Annotated in this window: 17 protein-coding genes; 11 read left to right on the forward strand and 6 right to left on the reverse strand. The window is 58.4% G+C overall.

Features of this window, described 5'->3' with window-relative positions:
• The first annotated feature begins 20 nt into the window (after positions 1-20).
• The 6 genes from G560_RS0107115 (at position 21) to lpxK (ending at position 7,743) form a co-directional block, all read left to right on the forward strand.
• Entirely contained in the window at positions 21-2,750 is a 2,730-nt protein-coding gene (locus tag G560_RS0107115) for an aminotransferase class I/II-fold pyridoxal phosphate-dependent enzyme (RefSeq protein ID WP_028913825.1), read from the forward strand.
• A complete protein-coding gene (locus tag G560_RS0107120) occupies positions 2,737-4,230 on the forward strand; it encodes a biotin carboxylase (protein ID WP_269430474.1) in 1,494 nt (497 codons plus the stop codon). The genes G560_RS0107115 and G560_RS0107120 overlap by 14 nt, the downstream gene beginning before the upstream one ends.
• The gene (locus G560_RS18760) at positions 4,230-5,222 is read left to right on the forward strand and encodes a C45 family autoproteolytic acyltransferase/hydrolase (protein ID WP_022703627.1); all 993 of its coding nucleotides are present in this window, start codon (positions 4,230-4,232) and stop codon (positions 5,220-5,222) included. The genes G560_RS0107120 and G560_RS18760 overlap by 1 nt, the downstream gene beginning before the upstream one ends.
• An 83-nt stretch (positions 5,223-5,305) precedes the next feature.
• The gene (locus tag G560_RS0107130) at positions 5,306-5,551 is read left to right on the forward strand and encodes a DUF4170 domain-containing protein (RefSeq protein ID WP_022703628.1); all 246 of its coding nucleotides are present in this window, start codon (positions 5,306-5,308) and stop codon (positions 5,549-5,551) included.
• A gap of 9 nt (positions 5,552-5,560) precedes the next feature.
• On the forward strand, positions 5,561-6,757 hold the full coding sequence (locus G560_RS0107135; RefSeq protein ID WP_022703629.1) for a 3-deoxy-D-manno-octulosonic acid transferase: 1,197 nt from the start codon (positions 5,561-5,563) through the stop codon (positions 6,755-6,757).
• Positions 6,757-7,743, forward strand: a complete 987-nt coding sequence (gene lpxK / locus G560_RS0107140) for a tetraacyldisaccharide 4'-kinase (protein WP_022703630.1) — start codon at positions 6,757-6,759, stop codon at positions 7,741-7,743. Before G560_RS0107135 ends, lpxK begins: the two co-directional genes overlap by 1 nt.
• A gap of 93 nt (positions 7,744-7,836) precedes the next feature.
• On the opposite strand, the gene G560_RS0107145 is transcribed toward lpxK, so the two are convergent.
• Positions 7,837-8,586: an SDR family oxidoreductase gene (locus tag G560_RS0107145; protein WP_022703631.1), complete on the reverse strand. Its 750-nt coding sequence runs from the start codon at positions 8,584-8,586 to the stop codon at positions 7,837-7,839.
• Positions 8,587-8,698: 112 nt separating this feature from the next.
• On the opposite strand from G560_RS0107145, the gene G560_RS0107150 reads away from it, so the two are divergent.
• Positions 8,699-9,739 carry an L-idonate 5-dehydrogenase gene (locus G560_RS0107150; RefSeq protein WP_022703632.1) on the forward strand — a complete coding sequence of 347 codons (1,041 nt, stop codon included), beginning with the start codon at positions 8,699-8,701 and terminating at the stop codon, positions 9,737-9,739.
• Between the two features lie 16 nt (positions 9,740-9,755).
• Here G560_RS0107150 and G560_RS0107155 read toward each other — a convergent pair whose 3' ends face one another.
• Together G560_RS0107155 and G560_RS0107160 are read right to left on the reverse strand one after the other, a co-directional pair.
• The gene (locus G560_RS0107155) at positions 9,756-10,673 is read right to left on the reverse strand and encodes a dihydrodipicolinate synthase family protein (RefSeq protein WP_022703633.1); all 918 of its coding nucleotides are present in this window, start codon (positions 10,671-10,673) and stop codon (positions 9,756-9,758) included.
• Positions 10,674-10,684: 11 nt separating this feature from the next.
• Complete coding sequence (locus G560_RS0107160) at positions 10,685-11,344, reverse strand: aspartate/glutamate racemase family protein (RefSeq protein ID WP_022703634.1); 660 nt, start codon at positions 11,342-11,344, stop codon at positions 10,685-10,687.
• Positions 11,345-11,442: 98 nt separating this feature from the next.
• Here G560_RS0107160 and hydA point away from each other — a divergent pair, with 98 nt between their 5' ends.
• Positions 11,443-12,849 (forward strand): dihydropyrimidinase, encoded by a 1,407-nt coding sequence (hydA, locus tag G560_RS18765; RefSeq protein WP_022703635.1) that lies wholly within the window; start codon positions 11,443-11,445, stop codon positions 12,847-12,849.
• Here the strand turns inward: hydA and G560_RS0107170 are convergent.
• The 3 genes from G560_RS0107170 to G560_RS0107180 all read right to left on the reverse strand — a co-directional run bounded on the left by G560_RS0107170 (position 12,846) and on the right by G560_RS0107180 (position 14,742).
• Positions 12,846-13,892 carry a YeeE/YedE family protein gene (locus G560_RS0107170; RefSeq protein ID WP_022703636.1) on the reverse strand — a complete coding sequence of 349 codons (1,047 nt, stop codon included), beginning with the start codon at positions 13,890-13,892 and terminating at the stop codon, positions 12,846-12,848. The two genes, hydA and G560_RS0107170, sit on opposite strands and share 4 nt — an antisense overlap.
• A 22-nt stretch (positions 13,893-13,914) precedes the next feature.
• Positions 13,915-14,268 carry an ArsR/SmtB family transcription factor gene (locus G560_RS0107175; protein ID WP_022703637.1) on the reverse strand — a complete coding sequence of 118 codons (354 nt, stop codon included), beginning with the start codon at positions 14,266-14,268 and terminating at the stop codon, positions 13,915-13,917.
• A 99-nt stretch (positions 14,269-14,367) separates the two neighbouring features.
• Complete coding sequence (locus G560_RS0107180; RefSeq protein WP_022703638.1) at positions 14,368-14,742, reverse strand: thioredoxin domain-containing protein; 375 nt, start codon at positions 14,740-14,742, stop codon at positions 14,368-14,370.
• 155 nt (positions 14,743-14,897) lie between these two features.
• On the opposite strand from G560_RS0107180, the gene G560_RS0107185 reads away from it, so the two are divergent.
• The 3 genes from G560_RS0107185 (at position 14,898) to soxX (ending at position 16,871) form a co-directional block, all read left to right on the forward strand.
• The gene (locus G560_RS0107185) at positions 14,898-15,635 is read left to right on the forward strand and encodes a cytochrome c biogenesis CcdA family protein (RefSeq protein ID WP_022703639.1); all 738 of its coding nucleotides are present in this window, start codon (positions 14,898-14,900) and stop codon (positions 15,633-15,635) included.
• Between the two features lie 21 nt (positions 15,636-15,656).
• Positions 15,657-16,217 carry a thioredoxin family protein gene (locus tag G560_RS0107190; RefSeq protein WP_022703640.1) on the forward strand — a complete coding sequence of 187 codons (561 nt, stop codon included), beginning with the start codon at positions 15,657-15,659 and terminating at the stop codon, positions 16,215-16,217.
• 180 nt (positions 16,218-16,397) lie between these two features.
• Complete coding sequence (gene soxX, locus G560_RS0107195) at positions 16,398-16,871, forward strand: sulfur oxidation c-type cytochrome SoxX (protein WP_022703641.1); 474 nt, start codon at positions 16,398-16,400, stop codon at positions 16,869-16,871.
• Positions 16,872-16,884: the final 13 nt, after the last annotated feature.

Consider the following 16,884-nt stretch of genomic DNA (forward strand, 5'->3'; position numbering starts at 1 on the left):
CGGATGAAAGGGACGACACGATGCAGTCAATGAATGAATACTATTCAGCGGTTCAGCTACGCGCTGACCGCTGGAGCAGCCTGCGCGAAAAAACAGAATTTTTGGTTCGCAATCCGGATGGCAAGCGCACCAAAGCCATCCACGCCGAAGCGGTCAAGCTGTTTGAATCGCTAGAGTTGATCGAACGCTATTGGGCCTTTCCCGGCATGGCGGCGTTCGAAACCATGCGCCGCCAGTTTGAACACAGCCATCTGGGCGAGCTGTCGCACGCTGTGCGCCGCGTTAACCGCGCGCTATCGACGGGTGCATACCGCCGTCGCGCCGTTCCGCTGGATCGGGACGGATTTGACGATGACCACGACGAAGAGGGGTTGTTACCCCCCGATGCCCGCGCGCTGGCAAAACCCTATTTCGAGGTGATGATCGTTGATGACGTAAACGAACATCAGGAACGCTGGCTGCGCGCCAATATGGTTGCGATGCGCCGCCCCGAGGATGATTTCATCTATGAACCCGTGATCGTGCCCAGCCTGCAAGACGCGCTGATCGGGGTTTTGTTCAACCACAACATCCAAGCGATCATCGTCCGCCCGGGACTAAAACGCGAATCCGATGTCGAATTGCCCATCCTGACCCGCTATTTGAACCCCGCCGCCAGTGCCGAGGAAATGGACGATATCGCCCCCCAAGATCTTGGCCCGGAACTGTGCCGATTGATCGCCAAGGTGCGGCCCGAACTGGATGCGTACCTTGTGACGGACCGGTCGGTTGAAGATATCGCAGGGCTTGATTTGGGCATCTGCCGCCGCGTGTTCTATAACCAAGAAGATTTTATGGAATTGCACCTGAACATCCTGCGCGGCGTTCAGGCCCGTTACAAAACCCCGTTCTTTACCGCGCTGAAAGAATATTCCCGCCAACCCACGGGCGTGTTCCACGCCATGCCGATCAGCCGCGGTAAATCCATCACTCGCAGCCATTGGATTCAGGATATGGGCGCGTTTTATGGACCCAATATCTTCCTCGCCGAAACCTCGGCCACATCGGGCGGGCTGGACAGTTTGCTGGAACCCCACGGCACGATCAAAGAGGCGCAAGAACTCGCCAGCCGCGCTTTTGGGTCCAAGCAGACGTTTTTTGCCACTAACGGCACATCGACCTGCAACAAAATCGTCGTGCAGGCGCTGGTTCGGCCCGATGATATTGTGCTGGTCGACCGTGATTGCCACAAATCGCACCATTACGGCATGGTGCTATCGGGGGCGCAGGTCTGCTATCTCGACAGTTATCCGCTGAACGAATATTCGATGTATGGCGCCGTGCCGCTGCGCGAAATCAAGGCGCAGCTGCTGAAACTAAAAGCGGCCGGTAAACTTGACCGCGTGCGCATGTTGCTTTTGACCAACTGCACCTTTGACGGCATCGTCTATAACGTCGAACGCGTGATGGAAGAATGCCTCGCCATCAAACCCGATCTTGTGTTTCTGTGGGATGAGGCGTGGTTTGCCTTTGCCCGTTTTGGCCCGATCTACCGCCAACGCACGGGCATGAACGCCGCTAACAACCTGCGCGAACGCCTGCGCAGCCCGGCGCATGAAAAGGCCTATGCAAAGCAGCAGGAAAAATTGGCCGACGCCGACGATGAGACTTTGCTGAAAACACGTCTTATCCCGTCACCCAAGGCGCGCGTGCGGGTTTATGCCACGCAATCGACGCATAAAACGCTGACCAGTTTGCGCCAAGGGTCGATGATCCACGTCAACGATCAGGATTTTAAAGGCGAGGTCGAAGAAAGCTTTCACGAAGCCTATATGACCCACACGTCAACCAGCCCGAATTATCAGATCATCGCCAGTTTGGATGTGGGCCGCCGTCAGGTGGAACTGGAAGGCTTTGAATTCGTGCAGCGGCAGGTCGAGGCGGCGATGTCGATGCGCCGCGCCATTTCCACCCATCCGCTTTTGCAGAAATATTTCAAGGTGCTGACCGCAGGCGATATGATCCCCGAGGAACATCGCGAAAGCGGCGTGCACAGCTATTACGACCCCGAACAGGGCTGGACGGACACGTGGCACTGCTGGGAAAAGGATGAATTCGTGCTGGATGCCACCCGCGTAACCCTTGCCGTGGGCGGCACGGGTTGGGATGGCGACACGTTCAAGACCGAGATTTTAATGGATAAATACGGCATCCAGATCAACAAAACCTCGCGCAATACCGTGCTTTTTATGACCAATATCGGTACCACGCGGTCATCCGTGGCCTATCTGATCGAGGTGCTGGTCGAAATTGCCAAAGGCCTTGATGAAAAGCTGGATGACGCGTCGAAAATGGAACTTTTGTCGTTTGAAAAGCGGGTCAAAAACCTGATGCAAGACTTGCCACCCTTGCCCGACTTTTCCTATTTCCACACCGCCTTTTGCCCTGATGCCAACACTGGCGAAGGTGACATCCGCACACCGTTCTTTCTGTCTTATGACGAAAACAACTGCGATTACCTTGATCTGAACGGCGAGATTTTGGCCGAGCTGGAAAAGGGCCGTGAGGTGGTTTCCGCCTCGTTTATCATCCCTTATCCGCCCGGCTTTCCAATTCTTGTGCCGGGGCAAGTCGTTAGCCCCGAAATCCTAGCCTTTATGCGCGCCTTGGATGTCAGCGAAATCCACGGATACCGCGCCCATCTTGGCCTGCGCGTTTTCACAGATGAGGCTTTGGCCAAGCAAATAGAAAAGAATAATTCAAAAAAATAGGACCAAAAGGGAGACAAAAATGAACGATAAAAAACTCGGGAACATCTCAGAGATTCGTCGCTTTTTTCACCGCAACGAAGACCCAGTCTACTTCATTTCAGCGACCAACTTTAACCTGTTGGGCATTGATGAATGGTGCAAGAACTTCAAATATATCTGCTACCTCGACTGCTATGATGGCCGCCACCCCAACGTGTTCTGCCCGGCCGAAGAGCCTCACGCAGAATTCCAAAGCATCGAAGACATCAACAACTATCTGCTGCAACATAAAGAGGTCATCGACCTTGTGAAACGTCGCGGCGGCAAGCCCAAGTTTGTGTTCCTGATGTTTGATGAAGAAACCGAACGGCTGGCCAAAGAACTGGGCGCCGATGTCTGGTTCCCCAAGGCGAAACTGCGCAACAAGCTGGACAACAAAATTGAAACCGTCCGTGTTGGCAACAAGGCGGGTGTGCCATCGGTGCCAAACGTGCTGGCCGAGGTGAAATCCTACGCCGGCCTGCGAAAAACCTGCGAAAAGGCCGGCATCGGCCATGACCTTGTGCTGCAATCGGCCTATGGCGATAGCGGCCACACCACATTTTTCATCAAATCCGAAGCCGATTTCCGCCGGCATGAGCATGAAATCATCGGCGAGGGTGAGATCAAGATCATGAAGCGCATCAATTGCCGTGGTGCGGCGATTGAAGGCTGCGCGACCAAAGAGGGCACGATCGTTGGCCCCTTGATGACCGAACTTGTCGGCTTTAAAGAACTGCCCCCCTACCGCGGCGGCTGGTGTGGCAACGAAATCCTTTCCACCGCTTTCCCGCCCAAAGTGCGCCAAACCGCCCGTGATTTGACCTTCAAATTCGGGGAACAGCTGCGCAAAGAGGGCTATCGCGGTTACTTTGAGCTCGACTTCCTGATCGACAAGAAATCTGGCGAGATTTATCTGGGCGAATTGAATCCCCGCATCACGGGTGCCAGTTCCATGACCAACCACGCCGCCTTTGCCCATGCTGATGCGCCGTTGTTCCTGTTCCACCTGCTTGAATTTTCCAAGGCGCAGTTCAAACTGGACGTGGCCGAATTGAACAGCCGCTGGGCCAACCCGAACATGATTGACGGGTGGAGCCAGATGGTCATCAAACACACCGATGACAGCGTCGATATGCTGACAGACGCACCGCAAACCGGCATCTATAAAATGAAGGAAGATGGCTCGGTCGTCTTTGACCGTTTCGATTATCACCGCCGCGCTGTGGAATCGGAAAACGAGGCATTCTTCCTGCGCATCCTCAAGCCCGGTGATTACCGCTATGAAGGCGCTGATCTTGGTATCTTGGTCACGCGTGGTCGGTCCATGACCAACAACTTCATGCTGAACGAACGCGCAAAGCGCTGGATTCATGGCATCAAATCGGCCTTCAAGGCCAATCCGTTGCCCGTGGCCGAGGCAGGCCCGGCCTTTGCCGATCCGGCCTTCAAGATCATGTAATGGAACTGATCTGGCGCAGCATAAGCGAGCCAGAGCCCGGCCCCAAGTGGGCTGGGCTCTTCGCTGAGCTATGGCCAGAATACAAAACATGGTGGATGCGCGAAGGAATCGACGCGCGCCCAACCTATTGGGAAAGCCTGAAGGCGATCAAAACCCATATGCCGGAAATCCTGCCGCTGTACGAACAGCTGTGCGCGCTGGCTGGTGGCGGTGATCTGGCGGCGCGGTTCCTTAGCTTTTACCGCCCGCCGCCTTATCTTTCGGGCTGTAGCCAAGCGATCTGGCCGGGCAAAGAGCCGATGCTGGTGCGCAACTACGACTATAACCCCAACGCCTTTGAACGCTTGGTTCTGCACACCCGCTGGCAGGGCCGCAATGTCATCGGCACCTCTGATGGGCTGTGGGGGCTGGTGGACGGCATGAATGATGCGGGCCTTGCCGTGTCGCTTACCTTTGGCGGCAGGCGCGTGGTGGGCGATGGTTTTGGCGTGCCCCTTATCCTGCGCTATGTGCTGCAAACCTGCACCACGACCGAACAGGCGGCGGCCGCCCTTGCCCGCTTGCCCACACATATGAGCTATAACGTCACCGTGCTGGATGCGCGTCGAAACTATATCACCGCTTTTATGGCCCCCGACCGCCCCGCCATCATCACCCATGCCGCCGTAGCCACCAACCATCAGGAAAAGGTGGAATGGGATGCCCACGCCCGCATGACCGCCACAGTGGAACGCGAGCGTTTCTTGCTGCAACGCCTGACGGGCCATGTCGAACCCGAAGAAAAATTCATCGCGGCCTTCCTGCGCCCGCCGCTGTATTCCATCGAATTTGATCGCGGGTTTGGCACGCTTTACACCGCCGTGTACCGCCCGCGTCTGGGCCAGATGGAACTGCGCTGGCCCCGCGCCATCTGGGCGCTAAACCTCTATGGCGGGCCGGATGAAACGCGGATCATCTACACGCCGGAAACGGGCAAGGCGGCGGCCGGATAAATCCAACCCATTGCGCCCCTTTCGCCCAATCGCTGGTCAGGCTACCCTAGCGCAAATCGCAACGACCCAGACCGGAGACAGTCATGACCCAACGCCTGCACCTTGTATTCGGGGGTGAACTTATCAGCACCCAAGGCACCGCGTTCAAAGACCCCGACAATATCCATATCGTCGGCATGTTCCCCAACTATGACGCCGCGTTCAAGGCATGGAAGGCCGAGGCGCAGCGCACCGTGGATGAGGCGCAGACCCGCTATTTCATCGCCCATATCCACCGTCTGCGCGAAGAGGGCAAGGAATCCTCCTCGACCGAAGAGCTGGGAGGCTAATCGCAACCCATGGCCTATTCGCTTGGCCTGACCCTTTATAACCTCGCCAATCGGGCTGCGGCGGCCACTGCGATGGACCGCCCGCCCCGCCCTGCGGGCAAGCTGGTTTGGCTGCATGCCCCCGGCCCTGATAGTGCGGCGCAAATGATCGGGCTGGCCGCAAAGCTGGAGGAAGAGCACAGCCTGAACATCCTGCTGACCTGCCCTGTGCAGCCATCAATCCGCCACCCCGGGGTGATCTGGCAACCTGCACCGATGGATACCAGCGCAGACAGCCGTGCGATGCTTGACCACTGGAAACCCGATCTAGTCGCTTTTTCCGAGGGCGAATTGCGCCCCGCCCTCCTGCATGAGGCGCATGAACGCCGCATCCCTGTGGCGCTGGTCGATGCCCGCAGCCCCGCCATTCTGCGCGGGCGCGAAGGTTGGTGGCCGGGCCTGCAACGCGGCCTTTTGGGCAGCTTTAGTGCCGTTTTGGCGGTGGACCAAGCCGCCGCGCGGGCGTTACGCAGGGCTGGCGCCAATGCCAAAAACCTGCAGGTCACGGGCCGGATGGAATACCCGAGCGCCGTGCTGCCTTGCAAGGAAGCCGAACGCGCCAAAATTGCCCATATAGTGCACACCCGCCCTGTCTGGTTTGCCGCTGGCCTGCCCGAAGGCGAAGAGGCCGCCGTCATCGCCGCCCATCGCTCTGCGATGAAGCTGGCCCACCGCTTGCTGCTGATTGTGTCACCGCAAGACCCCGACCGCGTGGCAGCGCTGGCCGAACAGATGGAGCAAGCCGAAGGTTGGACCGTTGCGTGTCGCACCAAGCAAGAGGAACCCGATGCCGATGTGCAGGTGCTGATAGCTGGTCCGGATGCCGATTTCGGCCTGTGGTATCGCCTTGCCCCCATCACCTATATCGGTGGTGGCCTTACGGAGGTGGGCATTTCGCGCGACCCGATGGAGGCAGCCGCGCTGGGCTCTGCCATCATCCATGGCCCTCGTGGCGGGCAGTTCGGGGCGGCGTTGGGGCGGCTTGCGGCGGGGTCTGCCACCAGCCTGATTGCGGATGAAAGCAGCCTTGCCATCAGCTTGGGCGAATTATTGTCGCCCGACCGCGCGGCACGGCTGGCACAAATGGCCTGGGCGGTTGAATCGGATGGCGCCGAGGCGACAGATAAAACCGTGGCCGCCCTGTGCAAAATTCTGGATACAGACTGATGCAGGCCCCTGCGTTCTGGTATCGCCCCCCAAGTGCCCCAGGCTTGCGTGCGCGCCTGTTGGCCCCGCTAGGCTGGGCTTATGCCGCTGCAACGGCATATCGTTTGCGCAATGGAAACGGGTTCAAGACGGGTATTCCGGTGATTTGCATCGGCAATCTGAACGCAGGCGGCACAGGCAAAACGCCCACGACCATCGCGCTGATCGAACGCCTAACCGCGCGCGGGGTGGTGGTGCATGTGGTGTCACGCGGGCACGGCGGGCAGCTGGCGGGACCCGTGCGGGTAGACGAGCGCGCCCACATAGCGGCGGATACGGGGGATGAGCCGCTGTTGCTGTCGGCCTTTGCCCCCACTTGGGTCGCCCGCGATCGGGCAGCAGGGGTTAAGGCTGCACAGGCAGCAGGGGCGCAGGTTGTGTTGCTGGATGACGGGTTCCAAAACCCCGCGGTGGTCAAAGATTTTTCAATCGTCGTCGTTGATGCCCAACGCGGTTTTGGCAATGGTCGCTGCCTGCCCGCAGGCCCGTTGCGCGAACCTGTGGCCACAGGACTTGCCCGTGCCGATATGGTGCTGTCGATTGGCGCGGCCCCGGCCCAAGCGCAGTTTTCGGCGCTATGGCCCGTGGATTTGCCGCATGTGGCGGGGCAGTTGGATGTGCTGCAAATGGGCATGGATTGGGCGGATCAAACCGTGCTGGCCTTTGCAGGCATCGGCCACCCCGAAAAGTTCTTTGCCACCCTGCGCGCAACAGGTGCCCGCGTGCTGCGCACCGAGGCCTTGAGCGACCATCAACCCTTTTCCGATGCGCTGTTGCGGCGGTTGGAACATGAGGCCGCTTCCGTTGGTGCCCAGCTTGTCACAACGGAAAAAGACGCCGTGCGCCTGCCGCCCGCCTTTCGGCCAAAGGTGTTGACCCTGCCTGTGCGATTGCGGTTGGACGATTGGCAGGCGTTGGATGCGGCCTTTGACCGTTTGGGCCTGTGACTACGGTTTCATTGAGTGTTTTTGCAAAGATGAAATCAGCTCGATTTTTGGATTTGAGCCATTTAACAGGCTCTAACTTGGCGCAATTTGGCCTTAGAGTGATGCGGTAATGCCTCCGTCGACGTATAGAATGTGACCGTTCACAAAGCTGGACGCGGCCGAGGAGAGGAAGACGCAGGCCCCCACAAGTTCCTCGACATTGCCCCAACGGCCTGCGGGCGTGCGCTTTTCCAACCAAGCACTGAAATCCTTGTCAGCGACCAAGGCGGCGTTCAGCGGTGTGTCGAAATAGCCGGGCGCGATGGCGTTGCATTGCAGGCCGTGCTTGGCCCAGTCGGTTGCCATGCCCTTGGTCAGGTTGCCCACAGCGCCTTTGGTTGCGGTATAGGGCGCAATCCCGGGGCGGGCGAGCGCGGTTTGCACGCTGGCGATGTTGATAATCTTGCCCGCCTTGCGCACAATCATATGCCGCGCGACGGCTTGGCCCACGTGGAACACGCTGGCGATATTGGTTTGCAGCAGGCGTTCAAACGCGTCGGCAGGGAAATCCTCCAGTGCTGTGCGATGCTGCATGCCCGCGTTATTGACCAGAATGTCAATCGGGCCGACATCGGCCTCAAACCCGTCCACCGCAGCACGCACGGCATCATGGTCTGTAGCGTCAAAGGCCAGCGTTTTGGCCCCTGCGATTTGCGCAGCGGCAGCGGCAAGTTTTCCGGCATCACGCCCGTTCAACACCACCTCGGCCCCTGCCGCGACCAGACCCTTTGCCAAGGCAAAGCCAATCCCTTGCGACGATCCGGTGATCAGCGCGCGTTTTCCCTTTAGGCTGAACAGTTCCATCCGCTTTCCTTTTCTATCTGGTTGGGCAATTGGACCGCCCGAACTTTGATCATTCCGTTGCTGAAAATTATGGTATACCAAAAATACGCCGCCGCCATTCAGGAAATGCATTATGCCGCAAACAACCAAAGCCATTGTCATCCATGCCGCCCGCGACCTGCGCATCGAGGACGTGCCGATTGCGGATATCGGTGCCGGAGAGGTGCGGTTGCGGCTGGCCACTGGCGGGGTGTGCGGGTCGGATTTGCATTATTATAACCACGGCGGTTTTGGCGCGATCCGGCTGCGGGAACCGATGGTTCTGGGGCATGAAGTGTCGGCCTATGTCACCGAATTGGGGCTTGGTGTGGATGGGCTGCAAGTGGGCCAACTGGTGGCCGTGTCGCCTTCGCGTCCCTGCGGCAATTGTCGCTATTGCGCTGAGGGGCTGCAGAATCAGTGTCTAAACATGCGGTTTTATGGCTCGGCCATGCCATTCCCCCATATCCAAGGCGCGTTCCGCCAAGATCTGGTTGCTATGGCAAGCCAATGCGTGCCCGCCGATGGGTTAACGGCGGGAGAGGCGGCGATGGCCGAGCCGCTGGCCGTTACCCTGCATGCCACACGCCGCGCGGGCGATATATTGGGCAAGCGGGTGTTGGTGACGGGGTGCGGGCCCATCGGGGCACTGTCAATCCTGTCGGCGCGGCGCGCGGGGGCGGCCGAGATCGTGGCGACCGACCTGTCCGATTTCACGCTGGCTTTGGCCAAAACCGTCGGCGCGGATCGCACCATCAACACCGCGAAAGACCCCGAGGCGCTTGCCGAATACAGTGCCAACAAAGGCTATTTCGACGTGCTGTTTGAATGTTCGGGTGCCGCCCCCGCCCTGAGCGCGGGCATCATGGCGATGCGCCCGCGCGGGGTGATCATGCAGCTTGGCCTTGGTGGTGATATGTCGCTGCCAATGATGGCGATCACGGCCAAAGAGCTTGATCTGCGCGGATCGTTCCGCTTTCACAGCGAATTTGCGACAGGTGTGGGGCTGATGCAAAAGGGGCTGATCGACGTAAAGCCCCTGATCACCCACACCTTGCCGCTGGACCGCGCGGTCGAGGCGTTTACCGTCGCCTCGGACCGCGCCGTCGCGATGAAGGCACAAATCGCGTTCTAATGCATTAGGGTCGTTTTCACCCCAATTCAGCCAAACGCCGCTCTAGACGGCCCATCAACAGCTCGACCTCGGCCACGCCAGCGGGCGACAGCGCCGCACCTGGTCTGCGTTGGGTGGCGTGGGCAATCACGCCGCGCTTGGCCAGAACATGTTTGCGAATGGCCAGCCCCAAGCCTGGCTGCTGTTCAAACCGCGCCAACGGCAGATAGGCGTCGAACAAATCGCGCCCGCGGTCGGGCGTGCCGGCCAGATGATTGTTCACCACCGACACCATCATTTCAGGATAGGCAAAGCCGGTCATTGCCCCATCCGCCCCGCGCGCCATTTCCTCGGGCAAGAACACCCCGCCATTGCCGCACAGAATCGAAATCCGGCGGGTCAGCGTGCCCTCTTTGCGCAAAGTGCCGATTTTCTCCAAGCCTGGCCAATCCTCATGCTTCAAACACACGCAAGTCGGCAAATCCCGCACAATCCGCGCGATCACCGGCACCGACATTTGCACGCCCGTGACCAAGGGGAAATCCTGCACCACAAAAGGTGCGTCACTGATAAATTCAACCGCTTGGTGGTAATAGCCGACGATCTGGTCATCGGTGCGCAAATGGCTGGGGGGCGCGATCATCACACCCGCAGCACCATCATGCATCACCGATTTCGTCAGGCCTTCCATCTGGGCAAAACCGGGCGCCGATACCCCGACTATCACGGGAACACGCCCCGCAACCCGATTGACGATCCGCTTAACAAACGCGGCACTTTCGGCACCTGTTAACTTTGGCGCCTCGCCCATGATCCCCAACACGGTCAGGCCTGTGGCACCTGCATCCAGATAGAAATCGACCATCCGGTCGGTGCTGTCCATATCCACCGAACCGTCCGGCAAAAACGGCGTCACCGCGATCACATAAACGCCATTCGCGCTTTCATCCAACATCGTCTTCTCCCTTATTGCGCACGTGCCAACGCCACGCGCCCCACGGCCATTGCTGCGGCGGCCTGACACGGCTCTACCACCTTTATGTTCAATTCAATCTCTAACCTTGCCCGAAAGGCGGTCATTCCGGCACAACCAAGGATAAGTACCTCGGCCCCGCGTGTATCGCGCAAGGCCGTGCCAACCTCAACCAGTCGCGCAAAGGTTCTGTCCTCATCCGCCAGCGCTTGTACACCTAACTCTAGCGGCAAATCGCCCGCAAGCCGGTCCAAAACCCCCATCGCGCCCAGATACCGCATATGCCGCGGGATGGATTTGGACAGGATAGAGATGATCCCAAATCGTTGCCCCATCGTCATCGCCGTCAGCACCGCCGATTCGGCAATACCCAGCACCGGCACGCGGGATTGTTCGCGCAACGCCGCAAGCCCCGGATCGGAAAAACAAGCAATAACAAAAGCCGAAGCGCTTGTTTCCAACGCTTTTGCCTGTGCCAGCAAGGGCGTCACCACCCCGTCGACATGCGCCTGTGTTTCAATGCCAGGCGGCCCCACGGCCAGCGTATGACACATAATCGGCACGGGTGACGCCGCCGCAATCGGGGCCACGGCCCGCGTGATACCGTCGGTCACTTGGACCAAGCTGTTCGGGTTCAAAATATGTATCGTCATCACTGCCCCCCCTGTGCGCGCATCTTGGGGGCTGTTTCGCGCCCTTGCAACACCGCCTTTTGCGCATAGACTGGCAGCACACAACAAAGGCCAATCCCATGCCCAGCTATGACCTGATTATCCGTAACGGCACCCTCGGAACATCAACCGGAACCTTGCCCGCTGATCTGGCGATCAAAGACGGCAAGATTGCCGAAATAGGCTCTAACATCGCCAAATCAGGTCCTGAAATGGATGCAACCGGCCTTCTAGTTCTGCCGGGCGGGGTGGACAGCCATTGCCATATTGAACAGCTTTCGGGCGCGGGATTGATGAATGCCGATACGTTCGAGTCTGCAACGCGGTCTGCGGCCTTTGGGGGCACCACCACGACCATTTCCTTTGCTGCCCAGCATCCGGGGATGCGCTTGCGCGATACAGTGTCTAACTATGCCAAACTGGCCGAAAAAGGCGCGCTGATTGACCATGCGTTTCACGCCATCGTGGCCGATGTTTCGGGCGAAAACCTGACCCATGATTTGCCCGCGCTAATCGCAGCTGGACATCGGTCGATCAAAATCTTTACCACCTATGACAAGGTGCGGCTGGATGATGAGGCCATATTAGAGACGCTTTGCACCGCCCGTGATCACGGCGCGCTGGTGTGTTTTCATGCCGAAAATGACGGGTTGATCCGCTGGGCGACCAAGCGATTGTTGGCGGCGGGCAAGGTCGCGCCAAAATACCACCCCGCGTCGCACCCGCGTCTGGCCGAGGTCGAGGCGATCAGCCGCATGTGCTATCTGTCACAGGCCGCCGATCAGCCTATCATGATCTTTCACGTCTCAACGGTTGAAGGGCTGGAGGTATTGGCCCAAGCCCGCGCGCGGGGCGTGCAAGTTGTGGCCGAAACCTGCCCGCATTACCTACTGCAAGGCCCCGAACTTCTGGACCAACCCAATGGAGCCGCCTTTATGTGCAGCCCGCCACAGCGCGAACCAACAGACCGCGCGGCACTGTGGGCGGCTTTGGCAAACGGCGATCTGCAAGCCGTCACATCCGATCATGCGCCTTACCGGATGGACGAAACCGGCAAATTCGCGCATGGCAGCGATGCGCCGTTCAACCGCATCGCCAATGGCATGCCAGGGTTAGAGGCCCGTTTGCCCCTAATGTTTGACGCGATGATGCAGCGCGGTCTGTCCATCGCTGATTTCGTGCGTCTGACCGCCACAAATCCTGCGCAAGTCTTTGGTCTGGCTGGCAAGGGCGACATCGCCATCGGAATGGACGCCGACATCGCGATTTGGGATCCTGCACACAAACGCACCTTTGGCGAAAACGATCTACATGATAATTGCGGCTATAACCCCTTTGCGGGGTATACGGTGACGGGCTGGCCCGTGACAGTGCTGTCACGCGGCGCGGTGGTGGTGCAGAATGGAAAAATCATCGGCAAACCCGGCCAAGGCCGCCGTGTTCCGATGCAGATCAGTGACGCGATGAAACCTGCAAACAGGCTCTAATCCGGCTGAAACCCGCCAATCAACTGGCGCAAGCCGAACATGGCACCCACCGCAATTGCCGCCAAGGTAACAGGCCCAGACCATGCCAATGTGGCAAAGGCCGAAACGCCTTGGCCCACCGAACAGCCCAGCGCCACCACACCACCCACGCCCATCATGGCCGCGCCCGACACTTGGCGGCCCAATTCACGCGGGTCTTCGCACGCCTCCCAGCGAAACATTCCGCGCCACAGCGACCCTGCCAGCGCGCCGACCAAAACCCCGCACACCGTGCCCACCGAAAACGAAATGCCCCCCGCAGTCGAGGTCATCAACCAAATCAATGTGCGGCCCAAAGGTGCGGTAAAGGACAAGCCTTCGACCTGTACCGCGCCGAAACTTTCGCGCGCCAACCAGCTTGTCGCGGCGAAAGACCATACGACTGCCAGCCCTGCCGCCACACCCCATGCCAATTGGCGGGGCGAGCCGCGCAAACCCTTATGTGCCAACGCCCAGATCAAAAACCCCATCGCGATCACCGCTGCGGTGACAACGGGCGCAAAGCCGGTCAGCGCCTGAACGCTTGCCGCAATCCCTTGGGGGCCGGTCGCATCGGCCTGCGCAAACAGTGCAATCCGCAACGGGGCCAGCGGGCCGGACAAGGCGACAAAGGCAAACACCCCCATCACCACGACCACAACCAACGACCGCAAGTCGCCACCCCCAAAGCGCACCAACGCGCCAAAACCACAATTGCCCGCCATCGCCATGCCATAGCCAAACAGCAACCCACCAAAGATAGAGGCCAGCGGGTTCCACGCGATTTGATGGTAAAAACTGTCTGCGATGTTGATGAACCCCAACACGCCGCCCAGATAGGTGCCAAAAATCGCTACGGCCAGCACAATACCCCACAGCCGCAAGCGCCGCTGATCGTCACCATACAGCGCGGATTCCAGCGCGCCGAGGGTACAAAAATCGCCCAATCGCGCAGCAAGTCCCAGCACGATACCCGCCATCAGCCCCGCCAAAGCCGCCAAAACGCCAAAGGGTAGATTTTCCATGCGAAGCCCCTGTTGTTTGCTGTCAGCTTGGGTTGCAGAACATATCGTAAACCAGCGCCACGGCCCGAATGACCTTGGGGTCTTGCAAGGAATAAAAAATCGCCTTGCCATCCCGCCGCGCCGAAACCAAACCTTCAAGCCGCAAGCGGGCAAGCTGCTGGCTGACCGCCGCCTGGCGTGAGGCCAGCAAATTTTCCAATTCAGTCACGCTTTTGGGGCCAGAAGACAGGTGACACAAGATCATCAGCCGCCCTTCATGCGCCAATGCTTTGAGGAAGTTTGACGCCTCAACCGCGTTTTCCATCATTTTTTCAGGAGGAATGGCGGCGCAAGTGGCGCCGGTATGGGTCTCTGGTCTGGCTGTGTCAGGCGACATTTCCTGCACTCCCTTTCCCTTTGGCGCGTGTTGCTGTTCGCTTTTCAGGGCTTATGGCATGAAACACCAACCACCTGCAAAAACAATGCGCGTTCCTTGCTATTCGGGCGTAACACCCGCGCTTTTCAGCATCACCCCTAGCAATCCATAAAAGAAGTCCTCGCCGGGATAGCCCTCGATCCGGTCCAATTCTTGCCCGTCGCGCACCAGAACAAAGGTTGGGGTAAAGGTGGCTTTGCGGGCAAAGGTGACATCTTCGGGCAAAGGGTCGCGCAATTGGATGCGCGCAAGCGGTGCGGCACGCCCCTCGGCGGTTTTGTGATAGGCGTCGCCAACCTCATGATCCCAGCGATCGCAATAGATGCAGCCGGGCTGTTCGACCATATAAAGTGTAAGGTCTTGGGCCAGGGCAGACACCGCAGTCAGGGCAGAAAATGCTAATGCAGCAAAGACGGTTTTGACGGTGATGCGCATGATTGACGTTCCAATGAAATATATTCACATTGTAATATGAATCGATACTGGTGCAAGCCCCCAGCCGTCTGTTTTCATTGGACAGGCCGGGGGGGGTCGCACCCCCGGACCCCCCGTGGGATATTTGTGTCGAAAAGAAAGGTGTCGGGTGCGCTATGTTTGAGATCAGTTACGGCGGTGCGGCGCTGGCCGGATTGTTGAGTTTTCTGTCGCCGTGCATTTTGCCGATGGTGCCGTTTTACCTGTCCTATATGGCGGGGATTTCGATGCAGGAATTACGCGGGGATGGTGGTATTGCCCCCGGCGCGCAAAAGCGGTTGGTGGGGTCTGCGATTGCCTTTGCGCTGGGGGTCACGTCGATCTTTGTATTGTTGGGCCTTGGGGCCACGGCTTTGGGGCAGGCGTTTATTCAGTGGAAAGATCAGCTGTCTTATGTGGCGGCTGCTGTGTTGCTGGTATTTGGTTTGCATTTTCTGGGTATTATCAAAGTGCCGTTTTTGTACCGTGAGGCGCGGCTGGATGCAAAAACCGAACCGTCGAGCTTTATTGGTGCCTATGTGATGGGGCTTGCCTTTGGCTTTGGCTGGACGCCTTGTGTTGGGCCTGCATTGGCGGCGATTTTGTTCATGGCCTCGGCCTCGGGCGATTTGTGGTTGGGCGGGTCGTTGTTGCTGGTCTACGGGCTGGCGATGACGCTGCCCTTTGTGATCGCAGCCCTTTTTGCCAAGCCGTTCCTCGCTTGGGTTGGGCGCAACCGCAAATACCTTGGTTATGTGGAAAAGATTATGGGGGTGATGCTTATTGTGTTCGCCATTCTGATCGCCACAAATTCGGTCAATTACATCGCCGATTTCATGATCCGCAATTTTGACTGGTCCGGAACCCTTAAATAACCCCGTTTACAGGAGGCCCCTATGACACGCCTTTTCGCCACTTTTGCCACACTGATCGCCCTTGCCCTGCCCGTCCATGCTGCCGAACTGGGCGATGATGGATTGCACAAACCCACTTGGCTGCGTGACACGTTCAAAGACCTGCGTGAGGATCTGACCGAGGCAAATGCGACCGGCAAGCGCCTGTTGGTGATCTGGGAGCAGCGCGGCTGCATCTATTGCACCAAGATGCATGAAGAGGTGTTTCCCGACCCCGCGATCGACGCATTGATACGTGAGAATTACTTTGTCGTGCAGATGAACCTGTTCGGCGACATCGAGGTCACAGATTTTGACGGCACCGCCCTGCCGGAAAAGGATATGGCACGGCGTTGGGGCATCGTTTTCACCCCCACCATGATGTTTTTTCCCGAAACCGTGACGGATGGCCAGACCGCGGCCCAAGCCGCAGTCGTGTCTATGCCCGGCGCTTTTGGCACGGGAACCACCGCGGCGCTTTTGACTTGGGTCAAGGACAAAAGCTATGACAGCGGCGAACACTTTCAAAAGTACCTTGCCCGCACAATGGCGGATCAGGGTTGATGAAAGGCAAAACTGCGCAAGACGCCCCTGCCAACAGACCCGTTTGATACAATCGTAACCGTTGGCCGCCTTAGATAGCGCTAACGGGCAGGAAGATATGCAATAATTGAAATATCATTATTGCATACCAAGGCATGCATGGTCTATCGTCGGATTCGGAGGAAACAGGGAGGTCTTCGAATGAAGCGCCAATTTATACTTGGCATGGCTATTTCTGCGCTTAGCGCTGGCATGGCGATGGCACAGGTTGCACCGGAAAACGTGGAATACACGGACGGGGCAATCGAACAATCACTATCCGGCACGCCGGGCGATGCGGTTGAAGGCAAAAAAGTCTTTGCGACCGCTGCTTTGGGCAATTGTGTGGCTTGCCACGCCGCTGAAATCAGCAAGGACATTCCGTTCCCCGGCACCGTAGGCCCCGCCCTTGACGGCGCGGCAGACCGCTGGACCGAAGCACAGCTTCGCGGCATCATTGCGAAATCGAAAATGACGTTCGAAGGCACCATTATGCCGTCGTTCTATCAAACTGCGGGATATATCCGCCCCGGCGATGCCTATACCGGCAAAGCAGGCACCGAGCCGCTTCCACCCATCCTTAGTGCCCAGCAGGTCGAAGACGTTGTCGCCTATCTGCTGACGTTCAAAGAATAAACCCGTAAACACC

This window comes from Pseudorhodobacter ferrugineus DSM 5888 (assembly GCF_000420745.1).
In the GTDB taxonomy this organism is placed as follows: Bacteria; Pseudomonadota; Alphaproteobacteria; order Rhodobacterales; family Rhodobacteraceae; genus Pseudorhodobacter; species Pseudorhodobacter ferrugineus.